This is a genomic window from Arthrobacter rhamnosi (assembly GCF_054510855.1).
Map to the genome: position 1 here is coordinate 453472 of NZ_JBTNDT010000001.1, position 20587 is coordinate 474058.

At 68.9% G+C, this 20587-nt stretch carries 17 protein-coding genes; 7 read left to right on the forward strand and 10 right to left on the reverse strand.

Going from position 1 to position 20587, the window contains the following annotated elements:
* Positions 1-5: 5 nt before the first annotated feature.
* The 4 genes from ACX80I_RS02225 to ACX80I_RS02240 all read right to left on the reverse strand — a co-directional run bounded on the left by ACX80I_RS02225 (position 6) and on the right by ACX80I_RS02240 (position 3067).
* The gene (locus tag ACX80I_RS02225) at positions 6-431 is read right to left on the reverse strand and encodes an HIT family protein (RefSeq protein ID WP_459343536.1); all 426 of its coding nucleotides are present in this window, start codon (positions 429-431) and stop codon (positions 6-8) included.
* A gap of 153 nt (positions 432-584) precedes the next feature.
* Positions 585-1340 carry a phosphatase PAP2 family protein gene (locus tag ACX80I_RS02230; protein WP_459343537.1) on the reverse strand — a complete coding sequence of 252 codons (756 nt, stop codon included), beginning with the start codon at positions 1338-1340 and terminating at the stop codon, positions 585-587.
* Between the two features lie 15 nt (positions 1341-1355).
* Positions 1356-2183: a sulfurtransferase gene (locus ACX80I_RS02235; RefSeq protein ID WP_459343538.1), complete on the reverse strand. Its 828-nt coding sequence runs from the start codon at positions 2181-2183 to the stop codon at positions 1356-1358.
* 227 nt (positions 2184-2410) lie between these two features.
* Positions 2411-3067, reverse strand: a complete 657-nt coding sequence (locus ACX80I_RS02240; protein ID WP_459343539.1) for an MBL fold metallo-hydrolase — start codon at positions 3065-3067, stop codon at positions 2411-2413.
* 79 nt (positions 3068-3146) lie between these two features.
* Between ACX80I_RS02240 and ACX80I_RS02245 the strand changes: the two genes are divergently transcribed.
* The 3 genes from ACX80I_RS02245 to ACX80I_RS02255 all read left to right on the forward strand — a co-directional run bounded on the left by ACX80I_RS02245 (position 3147) and on the right by ACX80I_RS02255 (position 4915).
* The gene (locus tag ACX80I_RS02245) at positions 3147-3647 is read left to right on the forward strand and encodes a Fur family transcriptional regulator (protein WP_459343540.1); all 501 of its coding nucleotides are present in this window, start codon (positions 3147-3149) and stop codon (positions 3645-3647) included.
* Between the two features lie 114 nt (positions 3648-3761).
* Positions 3762-4301 carry a MarR family winged helix-turn-helix transcriptional regulator gene (locus ACX80I_RS02250; protein ID WP_459343541.1) on the forward strand — a complete coding sequence of 180 codons (540 nt, stop codon included), beginning with the start codon at positions 3762-3764 and terminating at the stop codon, positions 4299-4301.
* A 74-nt stretch (positions 4302-4375) separates the two neighbouring features.
* Positions 4376-4915, forward strand: coding sequence for a MarR family winged helix-turn-helix transcriptional regulator (locus ACX80I_RS02255; RefSeq protein ID WP_459343542.1), 540 nt, complete (start codon positions 4376-4378; stop codon positions 4913-4915).
* 21 nt (positions 4916-4936) lie between these two features.
* On the opposite strand, the gene ACX80I_RS02260 is transcribed toward ACX80I_RS02255, so the two are convergent.
* From ACX80I_RS02260 to guaB1, 6 genes are all read right to left on the reverse strand, one after another.
* Positions 4937-5842, reverse strand: coding sequence for a metal ABC transporter permease (locus ACX80I_RS02260; RefSeq protein WP_459343543.1), 906 nt, complete (start codon positions 5840-5842; stop codon positions 4937-4939).
* 3 nt (positions 5843-5845) lie between these two features.
* The gene (locus tag ACX80I_RS02265; protein ID WP_459343544.1) at positions 5846-6682 is read right to left on the reverse strand and encodes a metal ABC transporter ATP-binding protein; all 837 of its coding nucleotides are present in this window, start codon (positions 6680-6682) and stop codon (positions 5846-5848) included.
* Between the two features lie 83 nt (positions 6683-6765).
* Positions 6766-7743 carry a metal ABC transporter solute-binding protein, Zn/Mn family gene (locus ACX80I_RS02270; RefSeq protein ID WP_459343545.1) on the reverse strand — a complete coding sequence of 326 codons (978 nt, stop codon included), beginning with the start codon at positions 7741-7743 and terminating at the stop codon, positions 6766-6768.
* A 97-nt stretch (positions 7744-7840) separates the two neighbouring features.
* Entirely contained in the window at positions 7841-8929 is a 1089-nt protein-coding gene (locus ACX80I_RS02275; RefSeq protein WP_459343546.1) for a hemolysin family protein, read from the reverse strand.
* Complete coding sequence (locus ACX80I_RS02280) at positions 8926-10380, reverse strand: hemolysin family protein (protein WP_459343547.1); 1455 nt, start codon at positions 10378-10380, stop codon at positions 8926-8928. The genes ACX80I_RS02275 and ACX80I_RS02280 overlap by 4 nt, the downstream gene beginning before the upstream one ends.
* Positions 10381-10659: 279 nt before the next feature.
* Complete coding sequence (guaB1, locus tag ACX80I_RS02285) at positions 10660-12108, reverse strand: GMP reductase (RefSeq protein WP_459343548.1); 1449 nt, start codon at positions 12106-12108, stop codon at positions 10660-10662.
* Positions 12109-12363: 255 nt separating this feature from the next.
* Between guaB1 and ACX80I_RS02290 the strand changes: the two genes are divergently transcribed.
* The 4 genes from ACX80I_RS02290 (at position 12364) to ACX80I_RS02305 (ending at position 20586) form a co-directional block, all read left to right on the forward strand.
* Positions 12364-16227: a multifunctional oxoglutarate decarboxylase/oxoglutarate dehydrogenase thiamine pyrophosphate-binding subunit/dihydrolipoyllysine-residue succinyltransferase subunit gene (locus ACX80I_RS02290; protein ID WP_459343549.1), complete on the forward strand. Its 3864-nt coding sequence runs from the start codon at positions 12364-12366 to the stop codon at positions 16225-16227.
* A gap of 115 nt (positions 16228-16342) precedes the next feature.
* Positions 16343-16942 (forward strand): GDSL-type esterase/lipase family protein, encoded by a 600-nt coding sequence (locus ACX80I_RS02295; RefSeq protein ID WP_301226818.1) that lies wholly within the window; start codon positions 16343-16345, stop codon positions 16940-16942.
* Between the two features lie 224 nt (positions 16943-17166).
* A complete protein-coding gene (locus ACX80I_RS02300) occupies positions 17167-18951 on the forward strand; it encodes an ABC transporter family substrate-binding protein (protein ID WP_459343550.1) in 1785 nt (594 codons plus the stop codon).
* Between the two features lie 102 nt (positions 18952-19053).
* Positions 19054-20586: an ABC transporter permease gene (locus ACX80I_RS02305; protein ID WP_459343551.1), complete on the forward strand. Its 1533-nt coding sequence runs from the start codon at positions 19054-19056 to the stop codon at positions 20584-20586.
* The last annotated feature ends 1 nt before the right edge of the window (position 20587 follow it).

Sequence of the window (20587 nt, forward strand, 5' to 3'; positions counted from 1 at the left end):
ACCCGTCAGCCGGGCACGGACTCGCCGTACCCGGCGTCCCGCAGCTCGCTGCGGAGAGCCTCGGCGGCCCGGTCCATCGCCGCCGGATCGGGTGCCGGGTCCACGCGCTTGACGTCGAAGTCCTCCGGCGACTGGGTCGGCCAGACGTGGACGTGGAGGTGGGGCACCTCGTAGCCCTCGAGCAGGACCCCCACGCGCCGGGCCCCGAAGGCTTCCTGCTGCGCCTGGCCGATCTTCTGCGCGACGGCCATCACCGTCGAGAGGGTTTCGGGGTCGGCCTCCAGCCAGTGCTCGATCTCCCGGCGCGGCACCACGAGCGTGTGGCCGGGGGTGATGGGCGCGATCGTGAGGAACGCGACGACGTCGTCGTCCTGCCACACGAACCGCCCGGGCACCTCACCGTTGATGATCCGGGTGAAAAGCGTCGGCATAGGTCCTCCTGATCGGGATGCGGGACGGACGCCCTCACGGAAGGGGCGCCCGGACAGGTGGACGCTGCCACGCAGGGGTGGCGGTACGGGGCGTCCTGGGGTCATGGACCCGACGCTACCGTGCCGTCCTGCAGTGGGCCAGCACGCACCGCATCAGGGACCAGGACCCACCCGTGGTTCCCGGGGCGCTCCTGCCGTACGCCATGTGTCCAGGGCGATCACCACTCCCAGGACGACGAGGGACAGTGCGACGGAGGCGAGCGCGTCGGTGAGCCAGTGGTAGCCGAGGTAGAGCCGGCTGGCCACCTGTGCGGCGATACCGCCCCACGCGGCAAGGAACGCCGCGACCAGCGGGCCGAAGCGCCGTCCGCGGGAGAACACGATGAACGCCCCGACGAGCAGGAAGTCGCAGGCTCCCAGGACATGGCCGGAGGGGAAGGAGTACGAACTGTCGCTGCCGAGCAGCATCCCACTCGCCGGCGGGCGGGCGCGGCCGACGAGGTGCGTGATCACTTCGGCAAGGACCACTCCAGCACTCATGGCGCCGGCCAGCAGCAGGGGACGCCAGATGTGCCGCGCCTTGAGGATCCAGGCCGCGGTGACCACCACGACGACGATGGGCATGCCGATGGGTCCGAAAACAGTGGCCAGGACCACCATCACCACGGTCACCGCCGCTACGCGATGGCCGACGAACCACGAATGGACCGGTTCGTCCAGCGTGGCGAGGTCATCCTTCTGCAGGACATCGCCCAGGGTGAGAAGGAAGAAGCCGGTGCCGGCCAGCACCAGGACGATCGCAACGATGTAGAGCATCTTCCGCATGCGGGCGGTGACCTGCCGTTGCTCGACTTCGAGCTTCCCGTGGAGGATCGACCGCGTCTCTCCGGGAAGATGCCGACCGGTCATGGGGTTCCCCTTCCCTCAGGCGCCCGTCACCACGGGCAGCCCCTCCGTGGTCGACCACTGGGACCAGGAGCCGGGGAACAGGGCCGCGTCGATTCCCGCGATTTCGAGGGCCGCGATCTCGTGGGCGGCGGTGATGCCCGAACCGCAGTAGACCGCGACCCTCCCGCGGTCGGCGCCCAGCGCGGCGAAGCGGCTCCGGAGCTCCTGGGCCGGCCGGAAGCGTTTGTCGTCGCCGAGGTTGTCCGCCGTGGGTGCGCTGACGGCCCCGGGCACATGGCCGGCCCGCGGGTCGATCGGCTCCTGCTCGCCCCGGAAGCGTTCCCCGGCGCGGGCGTCGAGGAGGACATCGACTCCCGCCGGCTCGAGGAGGTCGGGGATCGAGACCACCGGCATATGGCCCGAGGAGAGGTGGACGTTGCCCACGCAGTGCCGCTCCTCCCCGCCCTCGACGTCGAACCCGGCCGCGCGCCAGGCCGTGAGGCCGCCGTCGAGCAGGCGAACCGATGCGAACCCGGCATCGCGCAGGAGCCACCAGAGGCGCGCGGCGGCGAGGTTGCCCGAATCGTCGTAGGCGACCACAGTGTCACCGTCATCGAGCCCCCACTGGCGGGCCGTTTCCTGGAGGGCGTCACCGTCGGGAAGCGGATGGCGGCCGAGACCGGGCCCGCCGGGAGCGCACAGCTGCGTCTCCAGGTCCACGTACACGGCGCCCGGTATGTGTGCTGCACGGTAATGCTCGTGGCCGGAGGGGTCGCCCAGGGACCAGCGCACATCGAGCAGGAGAGTCTGCGCGCCGGAGGTCATCCGGTCCTGCAGCTCCTGCACATCCATCAGAGTCTTCATCGAGATCTCCTGTCGGGACGGGCGACCGGGGCGAAGTGGTGACCGCACCCGGTCCTGATGCAGGCCAGTCCACCACACGGCGCTCCGGACACCAAGGGGTCCGCCGGCCGACACGCAGCTCGTCACGTGTCCCCGTTCCGGGCACCGGGGCGTCCACCGCACCCGGAGCGCGCAGCTGCCCGTCCTGCCCTTCAGCGCGGTGATGACGGCGGGCGGCAGACGCCGCCTCAGACCTCGATGCTCTCCCGCACCGCGAGGTGGGCGAAGGCCGTGCCGTACCGCGCACCGAGGCGCGTCACGTGGCCCTCGACCATGCCCAGTCCCGTGTCGTTGAGGAGGGCGTCGTGGATCTGGAACGCGCGGGGCGCACGGACGGAGACGACGAAGTCCACCACTTCCGCCAGTTTCGACCACGGCGCATGCACGGGGACGAGGAGGGTGTCGACGTCGATGCCCTCCGGCACGATGAACGAGTCGCCCGGATGGTAGACGCCGCCGATCAGGAAGCCCACGTTGGCGACGAGCGGGATCAGCGGATGGATGAGTGCGTGCTGCCCGCCGAAGGTCCGCACACCGAACCCCGCGGCGGAGAACTCCTCGCCGCCGGCCACGGCATGGACCCGCTCCCCTGCGGCGTCGCCCAGGCCCTCGCGGACCGCGTCGGCCACGCCCTGTGGCGCCCACAGGTCCACGGACGCGTTCCGGGACAGCGCCGCGACGACCCTGTCCACGTCGATGTGGTCGGGGTGCTCGTGGGTGACCAGGACGGCGCCGGCGCCCTCGAGGGCTTCCTCGACCTCGGAGAACGTTCCCGGGTCGACGACGAGTACGCGCCCGTCCTGCTCGAGCCGCACGCAGGAATGGGTGAACTTGGTGAGCAGCATGGGCTCAGACTACCCGCGGCGGCGCTGATAATCTTGACTCTGGTCCAGGGCCGCCGAGTGCCCACGGAAAGGGTAGGACATGACGCCGAAGGCGACATCCGAGGCAGTACCGACGGCAGTCTCCGAGTCGGCCCCGGTGTCGAGCCCGAATCCGGACCCGGCACTGCAGCCCGCCCGCAAGGAGCAGCGCGTCACACGCCAGCGGCGGGCCGTCAGCGCCGCCCTCGACGCGCTGGCCGACTTCGTCAGCACGCAGGAGCTCCACCGGGTGCTGCACGACCGCGGGGAATCGGTGTCCCTCGCCACCACCTACCGCATCCTCCAGTCCATGGCCGACGACGGCCTGGTGGACGTGCTGCGAAACGGCGACAACGAGGCGGTCTACCGCCGGTGCGCCGTCGAGCACCACCACCACCACCTGCTGTGCCGGAACTGCGGACGGGCCGTGGAGGTCGAGGCACCCGCCGTCGAGCAGTGGGCTGCGCGCATCGCTGCAGAGCACGGGTTCACCGATGCCGCCCATACTGTCGAGATCCACGGTGTCTGCCCGGACTGTGCGGCGCTCGCAGCACGGTCCTGACGTCGCCGTCCGCTCGGCGGGACAGCCCCTGCACTCCGTGCCGCGGACGGGAAGGCCCACCACCGGTACCACCGCGGCGCGGACGACGTCGGTGCCGTCGACTAGGCTTGATCCGTGACGCCTTCCGACAGCTCCGCCCCCGTGGAGCCGAGCACGCTCGCAGCCCAGTCCGGTACCCGCGAGGACTCCGGTCGCCTCGATGGCCTGGTCGAGGCAGTGCGCAGCTACCGCAACGCGGAGAGCTTCATGCGCGGCAAGAGCCGCGATTCGATGCACCTGGGGAAGACGGACATGACGGCACTGCGCCTGATGCTCCGTGCAGGGCAGGCGGGACGCCCTCTCACAGCCGCCGCACTCGCGCGCGAGCTCGAGATCTCCACCGCCGCCACCACCGTCCTGATCGACCGCCTCGAGAAGAGCGGCCACGCCGAGAGGCGCCGGAGCGGAACCGACGGACGCTCCATCGAGATCTGGCCCACGGCCGCCACCGACGACGAGGTGCGCTCGACCATGGGCACGATGCACGAGCGGATGATGGAGGTCGCCGCCGCCCTCTCGGCCGAGGAGAGCGACACCATCCGCCGTTTCCTCGACGCCCTGGGAGAAGCCATGCTCGAACTGGACTTCCCGTTCCCGGAGCGCCCTCGGGCGTGAGCCGCCATCCCGGACGTAGGGAATTACAGGGCTTACCTAGAGAGCTGAACTACTAGATGGTCTAAACTGTAGCCATGAAACCTTCGGATGCACGGCAGGGAGCCGGCTACTGGTACCCCCCGTCCGGAGAAGGGACGGCCGGCAGGGCCGCGACCGGGGCCGATGTCCTCAACGCCCTGAGGGCCTACCGCACGGTGGAGAGCGGACTTCGCAGAAGCCTCAGCCAGCGGCTGAACGTCAACGAGACGGACCTCGCCGCCCTCCGCTACCTCCTCGCCGTATGGCAGCAGGACCAGGGCGCGAGCCCCAAGGAACTCGCAGCCGCACTGGGCATCTCGAGCGCATCGACGACCCTCGTGATCGACCGCCTCGAAAGGGCCGGCTACATCCGCCGGCGCCGTCACCCCGTCGATCGCCGCGCGGTCATCCTCGAGCCGGGCGAAAAGGCCACCGACGAGTTCCAGGCCGCCTTCGACATCGAGAAACGCGGAGTCCTCGCGGCGGCGGACAGCCTCACCCGCGAGGAGACGGAGACCGTCACCCGCTTCCTGCGGAGCATGGAGCAGGCCATCACCGACGCGGTGGGCCAGCCGGACCGCGTCCCCGGCTCTTAAGCCGGCTACCCGCCTCCTGGTTCAGGAACCCGTCGGCACCGCACGTCCCGGCACCGGTCCGGCGATCCGCGGATTCCTGGACCTCCGCGACGACTGCCGCGAACCGATGAAGCGGCACACGAGGTAGATCGCGAAGGAGATCGTGGTCACGTAGGGACTGATCGGGATGCGCCCGCCCAGCGCCAGCAGGATGCCGCCCACCACGGACGTGCAGGCGAACACCACGCTGAGCAGGACGGCGGGACCGGGCGCCGAGGTGACCTTCAGGGCCGCGGCGGCCGGCGTGATGAGAAGCGCAAGCACCAGCAGTGCTCCGACGACCTGGATGGACAGCGCCACCGAGATCCCCAGCAGCACCATGAAGAGGATCGAGAGTCCCCGCACGGGCACCCCGCGTGCCTCCGCCAGGTCGGCGTCGGCACTTGCGAAGGTCAGGGGTCGCCAGATCGCGGCCAGTGCGAGGACGACGACGACCGCGCACCCGACGAGCAGGTTGAGCTGCACGTCGTCGACCGAGACGATCTGGCCGGTGAGCAGGCCGAACTTGTTGGCGGCGCGGCCCTCGTACAGGGCGAGGAACAGGATCCCCAGACCGAGGCCGAAGGGCATGACGACACCGATGATGGAGTTCCTGTCGCGTGCCCGGATCCCCATCAGCCCGAGGACGAGCGCGGCGAGGACGGACCCGACGAGCGAACCGGCGACCACGTTGGCTCCTGCCAGGAGCGCGAAGGCCGCGCCGGCGAAGGAGAGTTCGGCGATGCCGTGGACCGCGAAGGCGAGGTCCCGCATCATCACGAACATCCCGATGAGACCCCCGAGCAGCCCGAGGACCGCTCCCGCGATCAGCGAGTTCCGGACGAGGGGCAGCAGCTGCGCGTAGTTGTCGAAGGTGAAGATGGCGCTGAAGATCTCCTGGAAGTCCATGGCCTAGGCGCTCTCGTGGTGGTGGGGAGTGGCATCGGGCAGTCCGACGACGACGAGCCGGCCGTTGCTGTGCAGGACCTCGACGGGGCTGTCGTAGAGCTCGGAGAGCACCTCGCTGGTCATGACCTCGGCGGGTGACCCGACGCGGAACCTGCCGTCCGCGAGGTAGAGCACGCGGTCCACGTAGTCGATCACGGGATTGATCTCGTGGGTCACGAACACCACGGCGCTGTTCTTCTCGCGGCGCTGCCGGTCGATCAGGGCACTGACCGCCTGCTGGTGGTTGAGGTCCAGCGACAGCAGCGGCTCGTCGCACAGGAGTACCGCGGGGTCGGTGGCGAGGGCCTGGGCCGCACGCAGCCGCTGCTGCTCGCCGCCCGACAGCATCCCGACCGGGGCGTCCGCGTAGGACTCCGCGCCGACGTCGCGCAGGAGGCCGTGCACCTTCTCGTCGTAGTGGCGGCTGCGCATCCGCAGGCCCCACCGGTGGCCGTCGACACCGAGGCCCACGAGGTCCCGGGCCCGGAGCGGGGTCTCGGGCGGGAATGACTTCTGCTGCGGGATGTAGCCGAGGTCCCGGCTGCCGCGGGTAACGGGCCGGCCGGCGATGGTCGCCGTGCCGGTGTCGAGCGGCTGCAGGCCCAGGAGAACCTTCAGGAAACTCGTCTTCCCCGACCCGTTGGGGCCGAGCACGGCGAAGAATTCACCGGGCAGGATGTCGAGGTCCAGTCCCTCCCACAGCGTCCGGTCGCCGAAGGACAGCGCCGCGCCGCGCAGGCTGATCGCCGGCGTTCCGCCGGTCCCGTCCGGGGAGGCCTGGCGGGGCATCGTCGAGGTCATGCGGTGCGGCTTCCAGTCTGTCGGGGTTCAAGTGAGCGTGCCGGGGTGGTGCAGGTGGTGCAGTGCCGCGGGCCTCCCGGTCCTCAGGAGGCGAGGACGGCCTCGATGCTCTCCGTGTTGGCGGTCATCCAGGAGACGTAGTCCTCGCCCTCGGGCAGGGTCTCGGTGAAGTCGAGCACGGGGAGGCCTGCGTCGTCGGCCGCGGAGCGGACCGCTTCCGTCTGCGATCCTTCGGTCTGCCCATTGTAGGCAAGAAAGGCGAGGGTCCCGCCGGACACGAGCGCCTTCATCTCCTGCAGCACCGCGACCGGGACATCCGTCTCTTCCTCGATGGCCTCGCTGAATTCCTCCGGCGTTCCATCCTCGAGGCCCGCCGCCTCCAGGAGGTAGGCGGGGACAGGCTCCGTCACGGCCACCGCACCTCCGGGTCCGTCCGAGGCGAGGGCGGCGAGCCGGTCCTGGATCGGCTGGAGTTGCGCGGCGAAGGCATCCGACCGCTCGCGGTACGCTTCGGCGTTGTCCCCGTCCAGCCGGCCGAGCTCCTCGGCGATGGCGTCGGCGAGTTTCACCATGGACGGCAGGTCGTACCACACGTGCTCGTTGAAGGCACCGTGGGCGTGCTCCTCGGCCTGCCCCTCCCCGGCCTCGTCCGTGTGCTCCTCCGTCGACCCCTCGCCCTCCTCGAGGCCCGAAACCTCGACGGCGCTGAGCATCGTCTCCACGCCCGTCTCGTCGGCGAGCCTGCCGAGGAATGCGTCGTAGCCTCCGCCGTTCTCGATCACGAGGTCGGCGCCGGACACGGACAGCTTGTCCTGCACGGTGGGCTCGTAGGAGTGGGGGTCCTGGCTGAGGTTGGTGACGATGGCCGTCACCTCGACGTCGTCCCCTCCGACGGCTGCGGCGATGTCCCCGTACACGTTCGTGGGGGTCACGATCGTGAGCGCATCATCGCCGGTACCGGAGGAGCCCGCGGCCGCGGATCCGCCGCCCCCGCACGCGGCGAGGCCGAGGGTGGAGGCCGCCAGGAGGGCGGGCACGGCGAGACGACGGGAAAGGGGCATCGGGACCTCGATCAGACTAATGAGAACAATTTACGTTAGCGGATCGAGCATAACCCGAATGCGAACGGTTCGCATCTCGACGGCGGAGAGCCGGCCCTCAGGCGACGGGGGTCTCCGTCCCGTTGACGCCCTCGCCCGTCCTCCGGGCACCCTGGTTCTGCGTCGCATCCCGGATCTCGCCGATGAGCTGCTCGATCACGTCCTCCAGGAAGAGCACGCCACGGGTCGATCCGTCCGGTCCAAGGACGCGCGCCAGGTGCGAGCCCGTCCGCTGCATCACGGCGAGGGCGTCCTCGATCTCGTCATGGAGCGACAGGTTGGCGAGCGTGCGGACCTTGTTCTCCGTGATGGGCCTGCGGTACATCGCCTGAGGCATCGACATGATGTCCTTCAGGTGCATGTAGCCGGTGAGGTTGCCGTGGTCGTCCACCATCACGAAACGGGAGAACCCGGTGCGCCCCACCGCCCGCTCGAAGTCCTCGGGGGTCGCGTCGGTCCGCACGGTGACGAGCTCGCTGAGGGGGACCATTGTGGTCTCGGCGGTCTGGCCGGAGAACTCGAGCGCACTGGTGATGAGCCCGGACTCGTCCTCGACGAGGCCGCTCTTCGTGGATTCCTCGACGATCGACTGCACTTCCTCGAGCGTGTAGGTCGAGGAGACCTCGTCCTTCGGCTCCACGCCGAGTACACGCAGGATGTGGTTCGCGGACCAGTTCAGCGAGGAGATCACGGGATGGACGACGCGCGCGATCAGGACGAGCGGCGGAGCCAGGAGCAGCGCCGCCTTGTCGGCGACGGAGACCGAGATGTTCTTCGGCACCATCTCGCCGAAGGTCACGTGGAGGAAGGTGACCAGCATCAGGGCCAAACCGAACGCGACGCCGTCCGCCACTCCCTCCGGCACCCCGACGGCTTCGAACGGGACGACGAACAGGTGATGGATCGCCGGTTCGGCGACCTGGAGGATCAGGAGCGAACACACCGTGATGCCCAGCTGGGAGCAGGCGAGCATGAGGGACACGTGCTCCATGGCCCAGATCGTGGTCCTGGCGCGCTTCGAGCCCGCCTCGGCGAGGGGTTCGATCTGGCTGCGGCGCGCGGACATGACCGCGAACTCGGCCCCGACGAAGAAGGCGTTGCCCATCAGGAGGATCACGAGCCAGATAATTCCTGCCCAGTCGCTCATCGGTCGTCCTTCCGTACTGCCGTACCGCCGCCGGCGAGGGCGGGCGGCGGACTGTCATGCGTGCGGGCGCTCAGGGCGACCGGCTGGTGTTCGGGGACGACGGCGCTGTCGGCGGCCACCCCGTCCGGGCTGTCCACGTGATGGTCCCCCACAGGTTTCGGTGCGGGCCGGAACTGGACCCGGTCGATGCGGCGCCCGTCCATGCGCTCGACCGTGAGGGTGCCCGCGGGAAGCTCGACCCGGTCACCCGGCGCCGCGACACGGCCGAGTTCGGCCATGATGAACCCAGCGACCGTCTCGTAGCCGGCTTCGTCCGGTACCACCAGTCCCGGGATCTGTACGGTGACCTCGTCGGGACGCATGAGTCCCGGGAAGAACCATTCGCCCGCGGCGCTCTGCAGCACGCCCGGCTTCAGCTTGTCGTGCTCGTCCTTCACCTCGCCGACGATCTCCTCGACCAGGTCCTCGAGCGTGGCGACTCCGGCGGTGCCCCCGTACTCGTCGAGCACGACGGCGAGCTGGAGGTTCGCCTCGCGGAGCTCTCGGAGGAGCGAGTCGAGGTGCACTGTCTCGGGGACGCGCAGAACCTCGGTCATGATGGTGCCGGCGGGCAGCTCCGCGCGCTTGTGGCGGGGAACCGCGACGGCCTTCTTGACGTGGACGACTCCACGGATGTCATCGGCGGAGTCCCCGATGAGCGGGAACCGCGAGTAGCCGGTGCGCCGTGCGGCCTCGACGACGTCGGCCACGGTCTGGTCGGAGTCGATGACCTCCATGCGGATACGCGGTGTCATGACGTCGGCGGCCGTCCGTTCCGAGAAGCTGAACGTGCGTGCGAGGAAGGTGGCCGTGCCCTGGTCGAGCGTGCCCATCTCGGCGGACCGGCGCACCAGGGACGAGAGCTCCGACGGAGTCCTCGCACCCGAGATCTCCTCCTTGGCCTCGAGGCCGAAGACGTTGAGGATGCGGTTCGAGAAACCGTTGAGCACGATGATGGCCGGCTTGAAGACGGCCGTGAACATCAGCTGCGGGCGGGCCAGCGCCTTGCCGACCCGGAAGGGCAGCGAGATGGAGAGGTTCTTCGGCACGAGTTCGCCGAGGAGCATCGACAGCAGAGTCGCCAGGGCCATCGCGATGATGAGGGACGTCGAGGCCACCAGCGCCTCCGACAGGCCGAGCGCGCCCAACGGTGTTTCGAGGAGCCGCCCGACGGACGGTTCCATCACGTAGCCCGTGAGCAGCGTGGTGAGCGTGATCCCGAGCTGACAACTCGAGAGCTGCGTGGACAGCGACTTCAGGCACCGCAGCAGTGGCTCTGCCTTCGTGTCGCCGTCGTCGACGGCGCGCTGCACATAGGTCTGGTCGAGCGCGACGAGCGCGAACTCCACGGCCACGAAGAACCCCGTCCCGAGGACGAGGAGGAGGCCGAAGGCGAGATAGAGCCATTCCACCGCTACATCCCCTCCTCGGTCACACCGGGTCGGGAATGCAGCGGTCCGCGTCTGAGGGGGTCCGCTGCGTCGGACTGGAGGGGCGCTGCGCCCTGGTCGGGACCGGCATCGGCCGGGCGTCCCGCCGTGGGCTCGGGCAGCGGATGGGCAAGAGAGGAGGGTAAGCCGGCGTCGAGCCGGCCCCTAGAAGGACTGTCCATAAGAAGGCCAGTTTACCGGCTCGGGCGCCGCCCGCCACACGAATTCCGGCGCTGTACGCCGATCGCGTACAGCCGGGCGCTACCAGCTCTGCTGGAGCGGCCGCCCCTCCTCGTAGCCCGCTGCCGACTGCACGCCCACGACGGCACGCTCGCGGAACTCCGCGAGGGATGCCGCGCCGGCGTAGGTCATCGAACTGCGCACGCCGGCGGTGATCATGTCGAGGAGGTCCTCCACGCCCGGCCGGGCCGGATCGAGGTACATCTTCGAGGTGGAGATCCCCTCCTCGAAGAGGCCCTTGCGGGCCCGTGCGAACACGTCGTCGCGGCGCGTCCGATTCTGCACCGCGCGCGCGGAGGCCATGCCGAAGCTCTCCTTGTACCGGCGTCCGTTGCTGTCGGTCTGCAGGTCACCGGGGCTCTCGTAGGTTCCCGCGAACCAGGAACCGATCATGACCTGGCTCGCGCCGGCGGCGAGAGCCAGGGCGACGTCGCGCGGGTACCGCACGCCGCCGTCGGCCCATACATGGGCGCCGAGTTCGGCCGCCGCCTGGGCGCACTCGTGGACGGCGGAGAACTGCGGGCGCCCGACGGCGGTCATCATGCGCGTGGTGCACATGGCACCGGGGCCGACACCGACCTTGATGATGGACGCACCCGCGGCGACGAGGTCGCGCACGCCGTCGGCGCTGACCACGTTGCCGGCGACGATGGGGACCTTCGGATCGAGGCCGCGGACGACGGCGAGCGCGTCGAGCATCTTGCGCTGGTGGCCGTGGGCGGTGTCGACGACGAGGACGTCGACCCCGGCGTCCAGTAGCGCCGCGGCCTTGGCCTCCACGTCGCCGTTGATGCCCACCGCCGCCGCGACGCGGAGCTTGCCCGCCGCATCGAGTGCCGGCTCGTAGATCGTGGAACGGAGCGCACCGGTCCGCGTGATGACGCCCTGCAGGACGCCGTCCCGCACCACCGGCGCCAGGGAGGCGCGGGCACTGTCGAGTTCCTCGAACGCCTTCTGCAGGGCCACGGCGGGATTGTCGTCGAACAGCGATGCCTCGAAGGCGGCCGGGGCCGGACGCATCACGGACTCGAGGGAGGCGAAGCGATCCACCTCCTCGCAGTCGCCCGCGGTGACCACACCTACGCAGACGCCGCCGTCGACGACGAGCACGGCGCCGTGGGCGCGCTTGTACATGAGGTGGAGTGCATCGATCACGGTGTTGCCGGGCTGCAGCTTCAGCGGCGTCTCGAAGACAGGGTGGCGGTCCTTCACCCACGACGTGACCTCGGCGATCACCTCGACGGGCACGTCCTGCGGCAGGACACCGATGCCTCCGCGCCGCGCCACGGTCTCCACCATGCGCCGGCCCGTCACCGCCGTCATGTTGGCGACGACCAGCGGGATGGTGGTGCCCGTGCCGTCGTCCGACGAGAGATTGACGTCGAAGCGGGAGATGACCTCGGACGCCGACGGTACGAGGAAGACGTCGGAGTAGGTGAGGTCGGTGGTGGGCGGGTTGATGAAGCGCATGGTTCTCCCTGGATCGACGGCCGCGACAACGGCCGCACAGAGTATAGTGCCTTCCCGCCTGCCGTCCCATTCCCGCGGCACCGCGGGCGGCACCGGAGGGCGACCGTGGTCCGGCGTACACCGCTCCGGGACACGCTCTGATTGGCTTGTTTGTTGCTCGTGTCACTACACTTGGACAGGGTCCAGACACGGCTTTGCGCCGATCCTGACGACCGAACCGCGCTCAGGGCAACTTACGGAAGAGGCGTATACCAAGTGCCAGAACAAACCAGCCACCGTCTACCTGAAGAGTTCGGCGGGAACGAGTGGCTTGTTGATGAACTCTACGAACAGTTCCAGAAGGACCGCCACTCGGTCGACAAGAAGTGGTGGGACCTGTTCGATTCGTTCGACGCAGACGATGCAGCAGGCACCACGCAGACCGGGAACGGCCAGAACGCGACCGACAAGCCCGCAGGCGCCGCCCAGGCAGCTCCCACAGCTCCGCCGGCGGCTCCCGGAAACGGCAGCGCCCCTGCCGCCCCCGCGCATCCCCCGACGAAGGAACTCCCGGTCGTGAGGACCGAGGTCGCCGCGCCGAAGGCCTCGGGCGAGAGCCCCGCGAGCACGCAGCAGAGCGGCAAGCCCCCCGTGGCGAACGAACCGGCGAAGAAGCCGGAGACGTCCCGGGAGGACAAGTCCGCCACTCCCCCCATCCCGGCACAGCTTCCCGCCTCGGACCGCAATGCCGAGATGGAGGAGAACAAGGTCAGCGTGCTCCGCGGGCCCGCCAAGGCGATCTCCACCAACATGGAAGCCAGCCTGAGCGTCCCCACCGCGACGAGCGTCCGCGCCATCCCGGCCAAGCTGCTGATCGACAACCGCGTGGTCATCAACAGCAACCTGGCCCGCGCCCGCGGTGGCAAGGTCTCCTTCACGCACCTCATCGGCTACGCGATCATCCGGGCTCTCGCCCAGTTCCCGTCGCAGAACGTCTACTACGACGTCATCGACGGCAAGCCCTCGGCGGTGCAGCCCGCCCACGTGAACTTCGGCCTCGCGATCGACATGCCGAAGCCGGACGGGACGCGCTCGCTCGTGGTGCCGAACATCAAGAAGGCCGAGACCATGAACTTCTCGGAGTTCTGGCACGCCTACGAGGACCTCGTGAAGAAGGCGCGCGCCGGCAAGCTCGGCGCCGACGACTATGCCGGCACCACGGTGTCCCTGACCAACCCTGGCGGCATCGGCACCGTGCACTCCGTCCCCCGCCTCTCCAAGGGACAGGCCTGCATCATCGGTGCCGGCGCCCTCGAGTACCCGGCCGAGTTCCAGGGATCCAGCGAGAAGACGCTCGCCAAGCACGCGATCAGCAAGACCATCACGCTGACCTCCACCTATGACCACCGCGTCATCCAGGGAGCGGGCAGCGGCGAGTTCCTGCGCATCATCCACCAGCTGCTGCTGGGCGAGCAGGGCTTCTACGACGAGATCTTCGAGTCGCTGCGCATCCCCTACGAGCCCGTGCGCTGGAGCGCCGACATCCAGGTCGATCCGATGGACGAGATCAACAAGGTCGCCCGGATCCAGCAGCTCATCCACGCGTACCGCGTGCGTGGCCACCTCATGGCGGACACCAACCCGCTCGAGTACGTCCAGCGCAAGCACGCCGACCTGGACATCCGGACCCACGGCCTCACGCTGTGGGACCTCGACCGCGAGTGGCCCACCGGTGGCTTCGGCGGCCAGCCGATGCTCAAGTTCCGCGACATGCTCGGCGTCCTGCGCGACGCCTACTGCCGCACCACCGGCATCGAATACATGCACCTGCAGGACCCCGCCGAGCGGCAGTGGTTCCAGGAGGAGCTCGAGCACCCCTATCTGAAGCCGAGCCGCGAGGAGCAGCTGCGCATCCTGCACAAGCTGAACTCGGCGGAGGCCTTCGAGACGTTCCTGCAGACGAAGTTCGTCGGCCAGAAGCGCTTCTCCCTCGAGGGCGGCGAATCCCTGATCCCGCTGCTCGACGCCGTGCTCTCCGGTGCGGCCGACGACGGCCTCGACGAGGTCGCCATCGGCATGGCGCACCGCGGCCGCCTGAACGTGCTCACCAACATCGCCGGCAAGACCTATGCCCAGGTCTTCCGCGAATTCGAGGGCACGCAGGATCCGCGGTCCGTGCAGGGCTCGGGCGACGTGAAGTACCACCTCGGCACCGAGGGGACGTTCACCTCCGACGCCGGGAACGAGACCAAGGTCTACCTCGCCGCGAACCCCTCACACCTCGAGGCCGTCGACCCCGTGCTCGAGGGCATCGTCCGGGCGAAGCAGGACCTCCTCGACCAGCACGAGGGCTTCCCCGTGCTGCCGATCCTCATCCACGGTGACGCGGCCTTCGCGGGCCAGGGCGTCGTGGCGGAGACCCTCAACCTGTCGCAGCTCCGGGGCTACCGCACCGGCGGCACCATCCACGTGATCGTGAACAACCAGGTCGGCTTCACCACGAGCCCGACGTCGTCCCGTTCCTCCGTGTACTCCACGGACGTCGCGAAGATGGTCCAGGCTCCCGTGTTCCACGTGAACGGCGACGATCCGGAGGCCGTGGTCCGCGTGGCCCAGCTGGCCTACCAGTTCCGCCAGCGGTTCAACAAGGACGTCGTCATCGACATGGTCTGCTACCGCCGTCGCGGCCACAACGAGGGCGATGACCCCTCGATGACGCAGCCCATGATGTACAACCTGATCGAGGCGAAGCGCTCGGTCCGGAAGCTGTACACCGAGGCCCTCATCGGCCGCGGCGACATCACGCAGGAAGAGGCCGAGCAGGCCCTGCGCGACTACCAGGAGCGCCTCGAGCGCGTCTTCGCCGAGACCCATGCGGCCCAGACGTCGCCGATCCCGGTCGTCACCAAGGATCCGAAGGCCGTCTCGGACCTCGAGCGGCCCTACGCGCAGCAGTCGTCGGACGGCGGCGAGGTCCGCGCGCCGCAGACGGCGATCAGCGCGGAGACGCTGGCGCACATCGGCGCGGCGCACATCGCGATCCCCGAGGGCTTCACGGTCCACCCGAAGCTCAAGGCACTGCTCGAGAAGCGTGAGCAGATGTCCCGTGAGGGCGGCATCGACTGGGGCTTCGGCGAGGTCGCCGCGTTCGGGTCGCTCCTCATGGAGGGCGTGCCCGTACGGCTCGCCGGTCAGGACTCGCGTCGCGGTACCTTCGTGCAGCGCCACGCGGTGTTCCACGACCGGGCGACCGGCCACGAATGGCTGCCGCTGGACGACCTCAGCGAGGACCAGGCCAAGTTCTGGGTCTACGACTCCTCCCTGAGCGAGTACGCGGCCATGGGCTTCGAGTACGGCTACTCCGTGGAGCGGCCTGACGCGCTCGTGATCTGGGAGGCGCAGTTCGGCGACTTCGTCAACGGCGCGCAGACCATCATCGACGAGTTCATCAGCTCCGCCGAGCAGAAGTGGGGACAGCGTTCCTCGCTCGTCCTGATGCTGCCCCATGGCTACGAGGGCCAGGGTCCCGATCACTCCTCCGCACGCATCGAGCGCTTCCTGCAAATGTGCGCCGAGGAGAACATGGTGGTCGCGAATCCGAGCAGTGCCGCGTCGCACTTCCACCTGCTGCGTCAGCACGCCTACCGCCGCCCGCGGAAGCCGCTGGTGATCTTCACCCCCAAGCAGCTGCTGCGCCTGAAGGCAGCGGCCAGCCCGGTGGAGGACTTCACGCAGGGCACCTTCCAGCCCGTCATCCCCGATACCCTCGGAACGCCGGGGAACGACGTCGAGCGCGTCATCCTCGTGTCCGGACGGCTCTACTACGATCTGCTGTCCTCCCGGCAGAAGCTCGACGACGGCAAGACGGCCATCGTCCGCGTGGAGCAGCTGTACCCGCTCCCGCTGGACGAGATCAAGGCCGCCCTTGCCACCTACCCCAACGCGGAGATCGTGTGGGCGCAGGACGAGCCGGCGAACCAGGGACCGTGGCCCTTCATCGGGCTCAACCTCCCCCAGGAGCTCGACCGGCGCGTGCGCCTGGCCTCGCGTCCGGCGTCCGCGTCGACCGCCACGGGATCGGCGAAGAACCATGCGGTGGAGCAGGAACTCCTCATCAAGAGGGCGTTCGGCCGGCAATAGTAGGCCATCAGTATGATGTTGGGTGGGGCTTTCGGCCCCACCCGATGTCTTTAAGGGCGTGCGCGGGTTCTCCGGCAGCCCGGCACCATCCGACGACCAGTACACCGAGGGACCAGTGGAACAACGCAGAATCCGGCTAGCAGCAGTGGGCGACGAACTCCTCGCGGGGCTCGGTGATCCGCGGGCTCTGGGCTGGATCGGACGCGTGATGGCCCGGACCCGGCCGGACAACGCCTTCGTCGAGGCCTACAGCCTCGCGGCTCCCGGTGAGGGGACGGAGTCGCTGGCGAACCGCTGGCTCCAGGAGGCCGGACGACGCTTCGGCGACGGCTTCGAGAACCGGCTCGTCATCGGCCTGTCGGACCGCGACCTCGACCTCGAGCTGTCGACCGCGAGGAGCCGGCTCAACCTCGCCAACATCCTCGACGGCGCGGCACAGATGAGCATCAAGGTCCTCGTCGTCGGGCCCCCTCCGGGCCTCGACGCAGAACGCAACCGCCGTCTCGCCGACCTGTCCGCGGCGTTCGGCGACGTGACCACGCGCCGCAAGCACGTCTTCGTCGACACCTTCACCCCCCTGCTCGCGCACGAGCAGTGGCGCCACGACCTCGCCGCGAACGGCGGGACGCCGGGCCAGGCCGGCTACGGGCTCATCGCCTGGCTCGTCCTGCACCGCGGGTGGTTCCAGTGGCTCGACGTGCCCGCTCCCGAGTAGCGGTACGCTGCAGGAAGCCCCCGGGATACGCATCCCGGGGGCTTTTTTCATGCCCGGCTGCCCCATGTTTCCCTCCGGTAACGGTTGGGTTATTACTGGCTCACTGAGTGTCTAAAGGCAACGATCTGTCGCTATGCTGGCCGGGTGTGATTGCCGTCACTGGCGCAATCCGCCTCGGGGGGCCTTCCTGCGTTCCTCGCGCCAAGCACAGTAAGGACTATCGAATGCGTAATAAGCGCACTATGACGCTCGCCGCACTGTCCATCGGGACGCTCCTGCTGAGCGCCTGCGGATCGGCGGGCGGTACCGCCGAGACACCGGCATCGGAGGGGGCGGAGGAGAACCTCGCCCCGACCATCAACATCGCGATCAGCCAGGCGCCGACCGGCTACAACGGCAACACCGCCAGCACCAATGCGGTCTACAACACCTACGTGGACAACCTGACCTCGAGCGGCTTCGCTGCCTTCGCCGCCAACGGCAACCTGGAGCCCAACGAGGAGTTCGGCACCTACGAGAAGACCAGCGACGACCCGCTGACGATCAAGTACACCATCAACGAGGATGCTGTCTGGTCCGACGGCACGCCGATCGACTACGACGACGTCCTGCTGAGCTGGGCGGCCCTGTCCGGCACGCACCCGAGCGGTGAGAAGGATCCCGAGACGGGCGCCGAGGCCGATCTCTTCCAGGCGGCCTCGACCAACGGGTTCGCCTCCATGGAGCAGATCGAGGGCGAGCCCGGGGCCAAGGAGTTCGAGGCCGTCTTCACCGAGCCCTACGCCGACTGGGAAGCCCTGTTCACCACGGGCGTCTTCATGCCGGCGCACATCGCCGCCGAGCAGGCCGGGATGTCCGCCGAGGGCGACGGCGCCGAGCTCGTCGAAGCCATCCAGAACGACGACACTGCGGCCCTCGGTCCGGTCGCCGAGTTCTGGAACAGCGGCTGGAACTACGAGGCGGACCTGCCGACCCTCCCCGACACGGCGATCCTCCCCTCCTCCGGCCCGTACAAGCTGGACAACGCCACCGACGGCACCCTGACGCTCGTCAAGAACGACAAGTACTGGGGCGAGGAGCGCGCCGGCAAGACGGACTCGATCGTCTTCAAGACCATCGTCGACGAGGAAGCCGTCCAGGCACTGCAGAACGGCGACGTCGACGTCATCGAGCCCTCCAGCCCGACCGTCGACACGAAGGCGGCCCTCGAGCAGATCGGCGAGACCGTCACGGTGGACACCGGGCAGTCGCTGACCTTCTCGCACGTGGACCTCGACCAGCGCGCCGGTGCCGTCTTCGAGGACCTCAAGGTGCGCCAGGCCTTCGCCAAGTGCGTTCCGAGGGCCGACATGGTCGACAAGTTCGTGACCCCCATCGATCCCGAGGGTTCGGTCATGAACCTGCACGAGTACCAGCCGGCGCAGTCCGACTACGAGACGGTCCTCGAGGGCGCTCCCGCCGCAGAGGGTGACGGGACCGCCGACATCGAGGGTGCCAAGGCGCTGCTCGCCGCGGCAGGGAAGACCGAGCCCGTCAAGGTCAGCCTGATGTTCGCCTCCACGAGCCAGTTGCGCGCCGACATGGTCGCCCTGATCAAGGACTCCTGCGACAAGGCAGGCTTCGAGATCGTCCCGCAGCCCGAGGCCGAGTGGAGCGCCAAGCTCTCGCAGCCCGGTGCCTGGGACGCGGTCGTCTTCGGCTGGGCAGGATCCGGCCTCGTGGCCTCGGGCCAGTCCATCTACATCACCGGCGGTGAGCAGAACTTCGGTGGCTACAGCGACCCCGAGGTGGACCGCCTCTGGGACGAGATCGTCACGAGCACCGACTCCGAGGCGGTCGTCCCGCTGAAGACCGAGCTCGAGCAGCGCCTCGCCGAGACGCAGTACAACGTGGTCCTCTACGCCAACCCGAACATCGCGGGCTACTCCTCGAAGCTCGAGGGCGTGGAACTCAACCCGACGCAGACCGGCATCACCTGGAATGCCTACAGCTGGACGAAGCAGGCCTGATTGCATTCTCCGGAGAACGCATGAGGACGGGCAGGCCCTCGGGCCTGCCCGTCCCTGTGCCCGGCCGCGCCACCGCCTGCACCGTTTCCTAGGAGCCCCTCCGTGTTCTACTTCATCGTCAAGCGAACCATCATCTCGTTCTTCATCATGCTCGCAGCCACCACGCTGATGTACTTCCTCACCATCTCGTCGGGCGACCCCTTCGAGGACCTCGGCGAGACCAGCGGCCCCGAGAAGGCCGCGACCATCGCGGCACGGACCGCGGCGATGAACCTGGACGTCCCGCCCATCCCCCGGTACTTCCTGTGGCTGCAGGACATCGGCCACTGCATGGTCCCCGGAGGCGTGAGCTGCACGCTCGGGCAGGACCGCACGGGCGCGGCGGTCCTCCCCCAGCTCGAGAACGCCATGGGTTCGACACTGCGCCTCGTCATCGTGGCGACCGTGCTCGCCCTGGTCCTCGGCGTCGTCGTCGGAATCGTCACCGCCATCCGGCAGTACAGCACCTTCGACTACTCCGTCACCTTCCTCTCCTTCCTGCTGTTCTCGCTGCCCCTGTTCTGGCTCTCCACGCTGCTCAAGCAGTACCTGGCGATCGACCTCAACACCTGGCTGGCGAATCCGCAGTTCCCCTATCTGACGATCGCCCTCATCGGGGTGGTCTCCGGCGTCGTCTGGGCCGTCGTCGTGGGTGGCGACCGCAGGCGCAGGGCGACCGTCTTCGGCGTCGCCGCGGTCGTCACCGCACTCGCCCTCTACCTCCTGCTCGTCACCGGCTGGTTCGTCACACCGGGCCTCGGCGTCGTCGGGATGCTCGTGTCGGCAGCAGGGATCGCCGTGCTCTGGACCGCCCTGCTGGCAGGCTTCCGCCGCCGCCGCGTGCTGAACGCGGCCCTCGCGGCCGCAGGGGTGGCCTTCGCCGGCTACCTCCTCTCGATCCCCCTGCTCGACGATCCGAACTGGCTCCTGGTGCTCGCGCTCGTGGTGGGGACGGCCGTCGTCGCGTACCTCGTCGCCGGCGTCGTGGGCGGTCCGTTCCGGGCCCAGGCGGCGAAGATCGGCGCCGTGATCGCCGTGTCCGTCGGTCTGCTGATCGTGCTCGACCGCCTCCTCCAGGCCTACCCGACGCTCTCCGCGAAGGCGGGCGGACGGCCCATCCCGACCACCGGCTCCCAGTCGGCCAACCTCGCCGGGACCTTCTGGGAGATCAACCTGGACTACGCGCTGCACCTCATCCTGCCGACCATCGCCCTGACCCTGATCTCGTTCGCCACCTACACGCGGTACACCAGGGCCAGCCAGCTCGACGTCATGAACCAGGACTACATCCGCACCGCCCGGGCCAAGGGCCTCAGCGAGCGGACCGTCCTCGTGAAGCACGCCTTCCGCAACGCGATGATCCCCATCACCACGCTGATGGCCTTCGACTTCGCCGGCGTCCTCGGCGGCGCCGTCATCACCGAGCAGGTCTTCGGCTGGAACGGCATGGGCAACATGTTCGTCGAGGGCATCGACAACGTCGACCCGGGCCCCGTCATGGCCTTCTTCCTGGTCGTCGGAACGGCTGCCGTGCTGTTCAACATGCTCGCCGACATCGCCTACGCGTTCCTCGACCCGCGCATCACCCTGAGCTAGG

Excerpts from the sequence above, each read along its gene's own strand:
- ACX80I_RS02240 (WP_459343539.1), bottom strand. The coding sequence starts at position 3,067 with ATGCTGCTCACCAAGTTCACCCATTCCTGCGTGCGGCTCGAGCAGGAC.
- ACX80I_RS02300 (WP_459343550.1), top strand. The coding sequence starts at position 17,167 with ATGCGTAATAAGCGCACTATGACGCTCGCCGCACTGTCCATCGGGACG.
- ACX80I_RS02245 (WP_459343540.1), top strand. The coding sequence starts at position 3,147 with ATGACGCCGAAGGCGACATCCGAGGCAGTACCGACGGCAGTCTCCGAG.
- ACX80I_RS02260 (WP_459343543.1), bottom strand. The coding sequence starts at position 5,842 with ATGGACTTCCAGGAGATCTTCAGCGCCATCTTCACCTTCGACAACTAC.
- ACX80I_RS02230 (WP_459343537.1), bottom strand. The coding sequence starts at position 1,340 with ATGACCGGTCGGCATCTTCCCGGAGAGACGCGGTCGATCCTCCACGGG.
- ACX80I_RS02235 (WP_459343538.1), bottom strand. The coding sequence starts at position 2,183 with ATGAAGACTCTGATGGATGTGCAGGAGCTGCAGGACCGGATGACCTCC.
- ACX80I_RS02275 (WP_459343546.1), bottom strand. The coding sequence starts at position 8,929 with ATGAGCGACTGGGCAGGAATTATCTGGCTCGTGATCCTCCTGATGGGC.
- ACX80I_RS02255 (WP_459343542.1), top strand. The coding sequence starts at position 4,376 with ATGAAACCTTCGGATGCACGGCAGGGAGCCGGCTACTGGTACCCCCCG.
- guaB1 (WP_459343548.1), bottom strand. The coding sequence starts at position 12,108 with ATGCGCTTCATCAACCCGCCCACCACCGACCTCACCTACTCCGACGTC.
- ACX80I_RS02270 (WP_459343545.1), bottom strand. The coding sequence starts at position 7,743 with ATGCCCCTTTCCCGTCGTCTCGCCGTGCCCGCCCTCCTGGCGGCCTCC.
- ACX80I_RS02265 (WP_459343544.1), bottom strand. The coding sequence starts at position 6,682 with ATGACCTCGACGATGCCCCGCCAGGCCTCCCCGGACGGGACCGGCGGA.
- ACX80I_RS02225 (WP_459343536.1), bottom strand. The coding sequence starts at position 431 with ATGCCGACGCTTTTCACCCGGATCATCAACGGTGAGGTGCCCGGGCGG.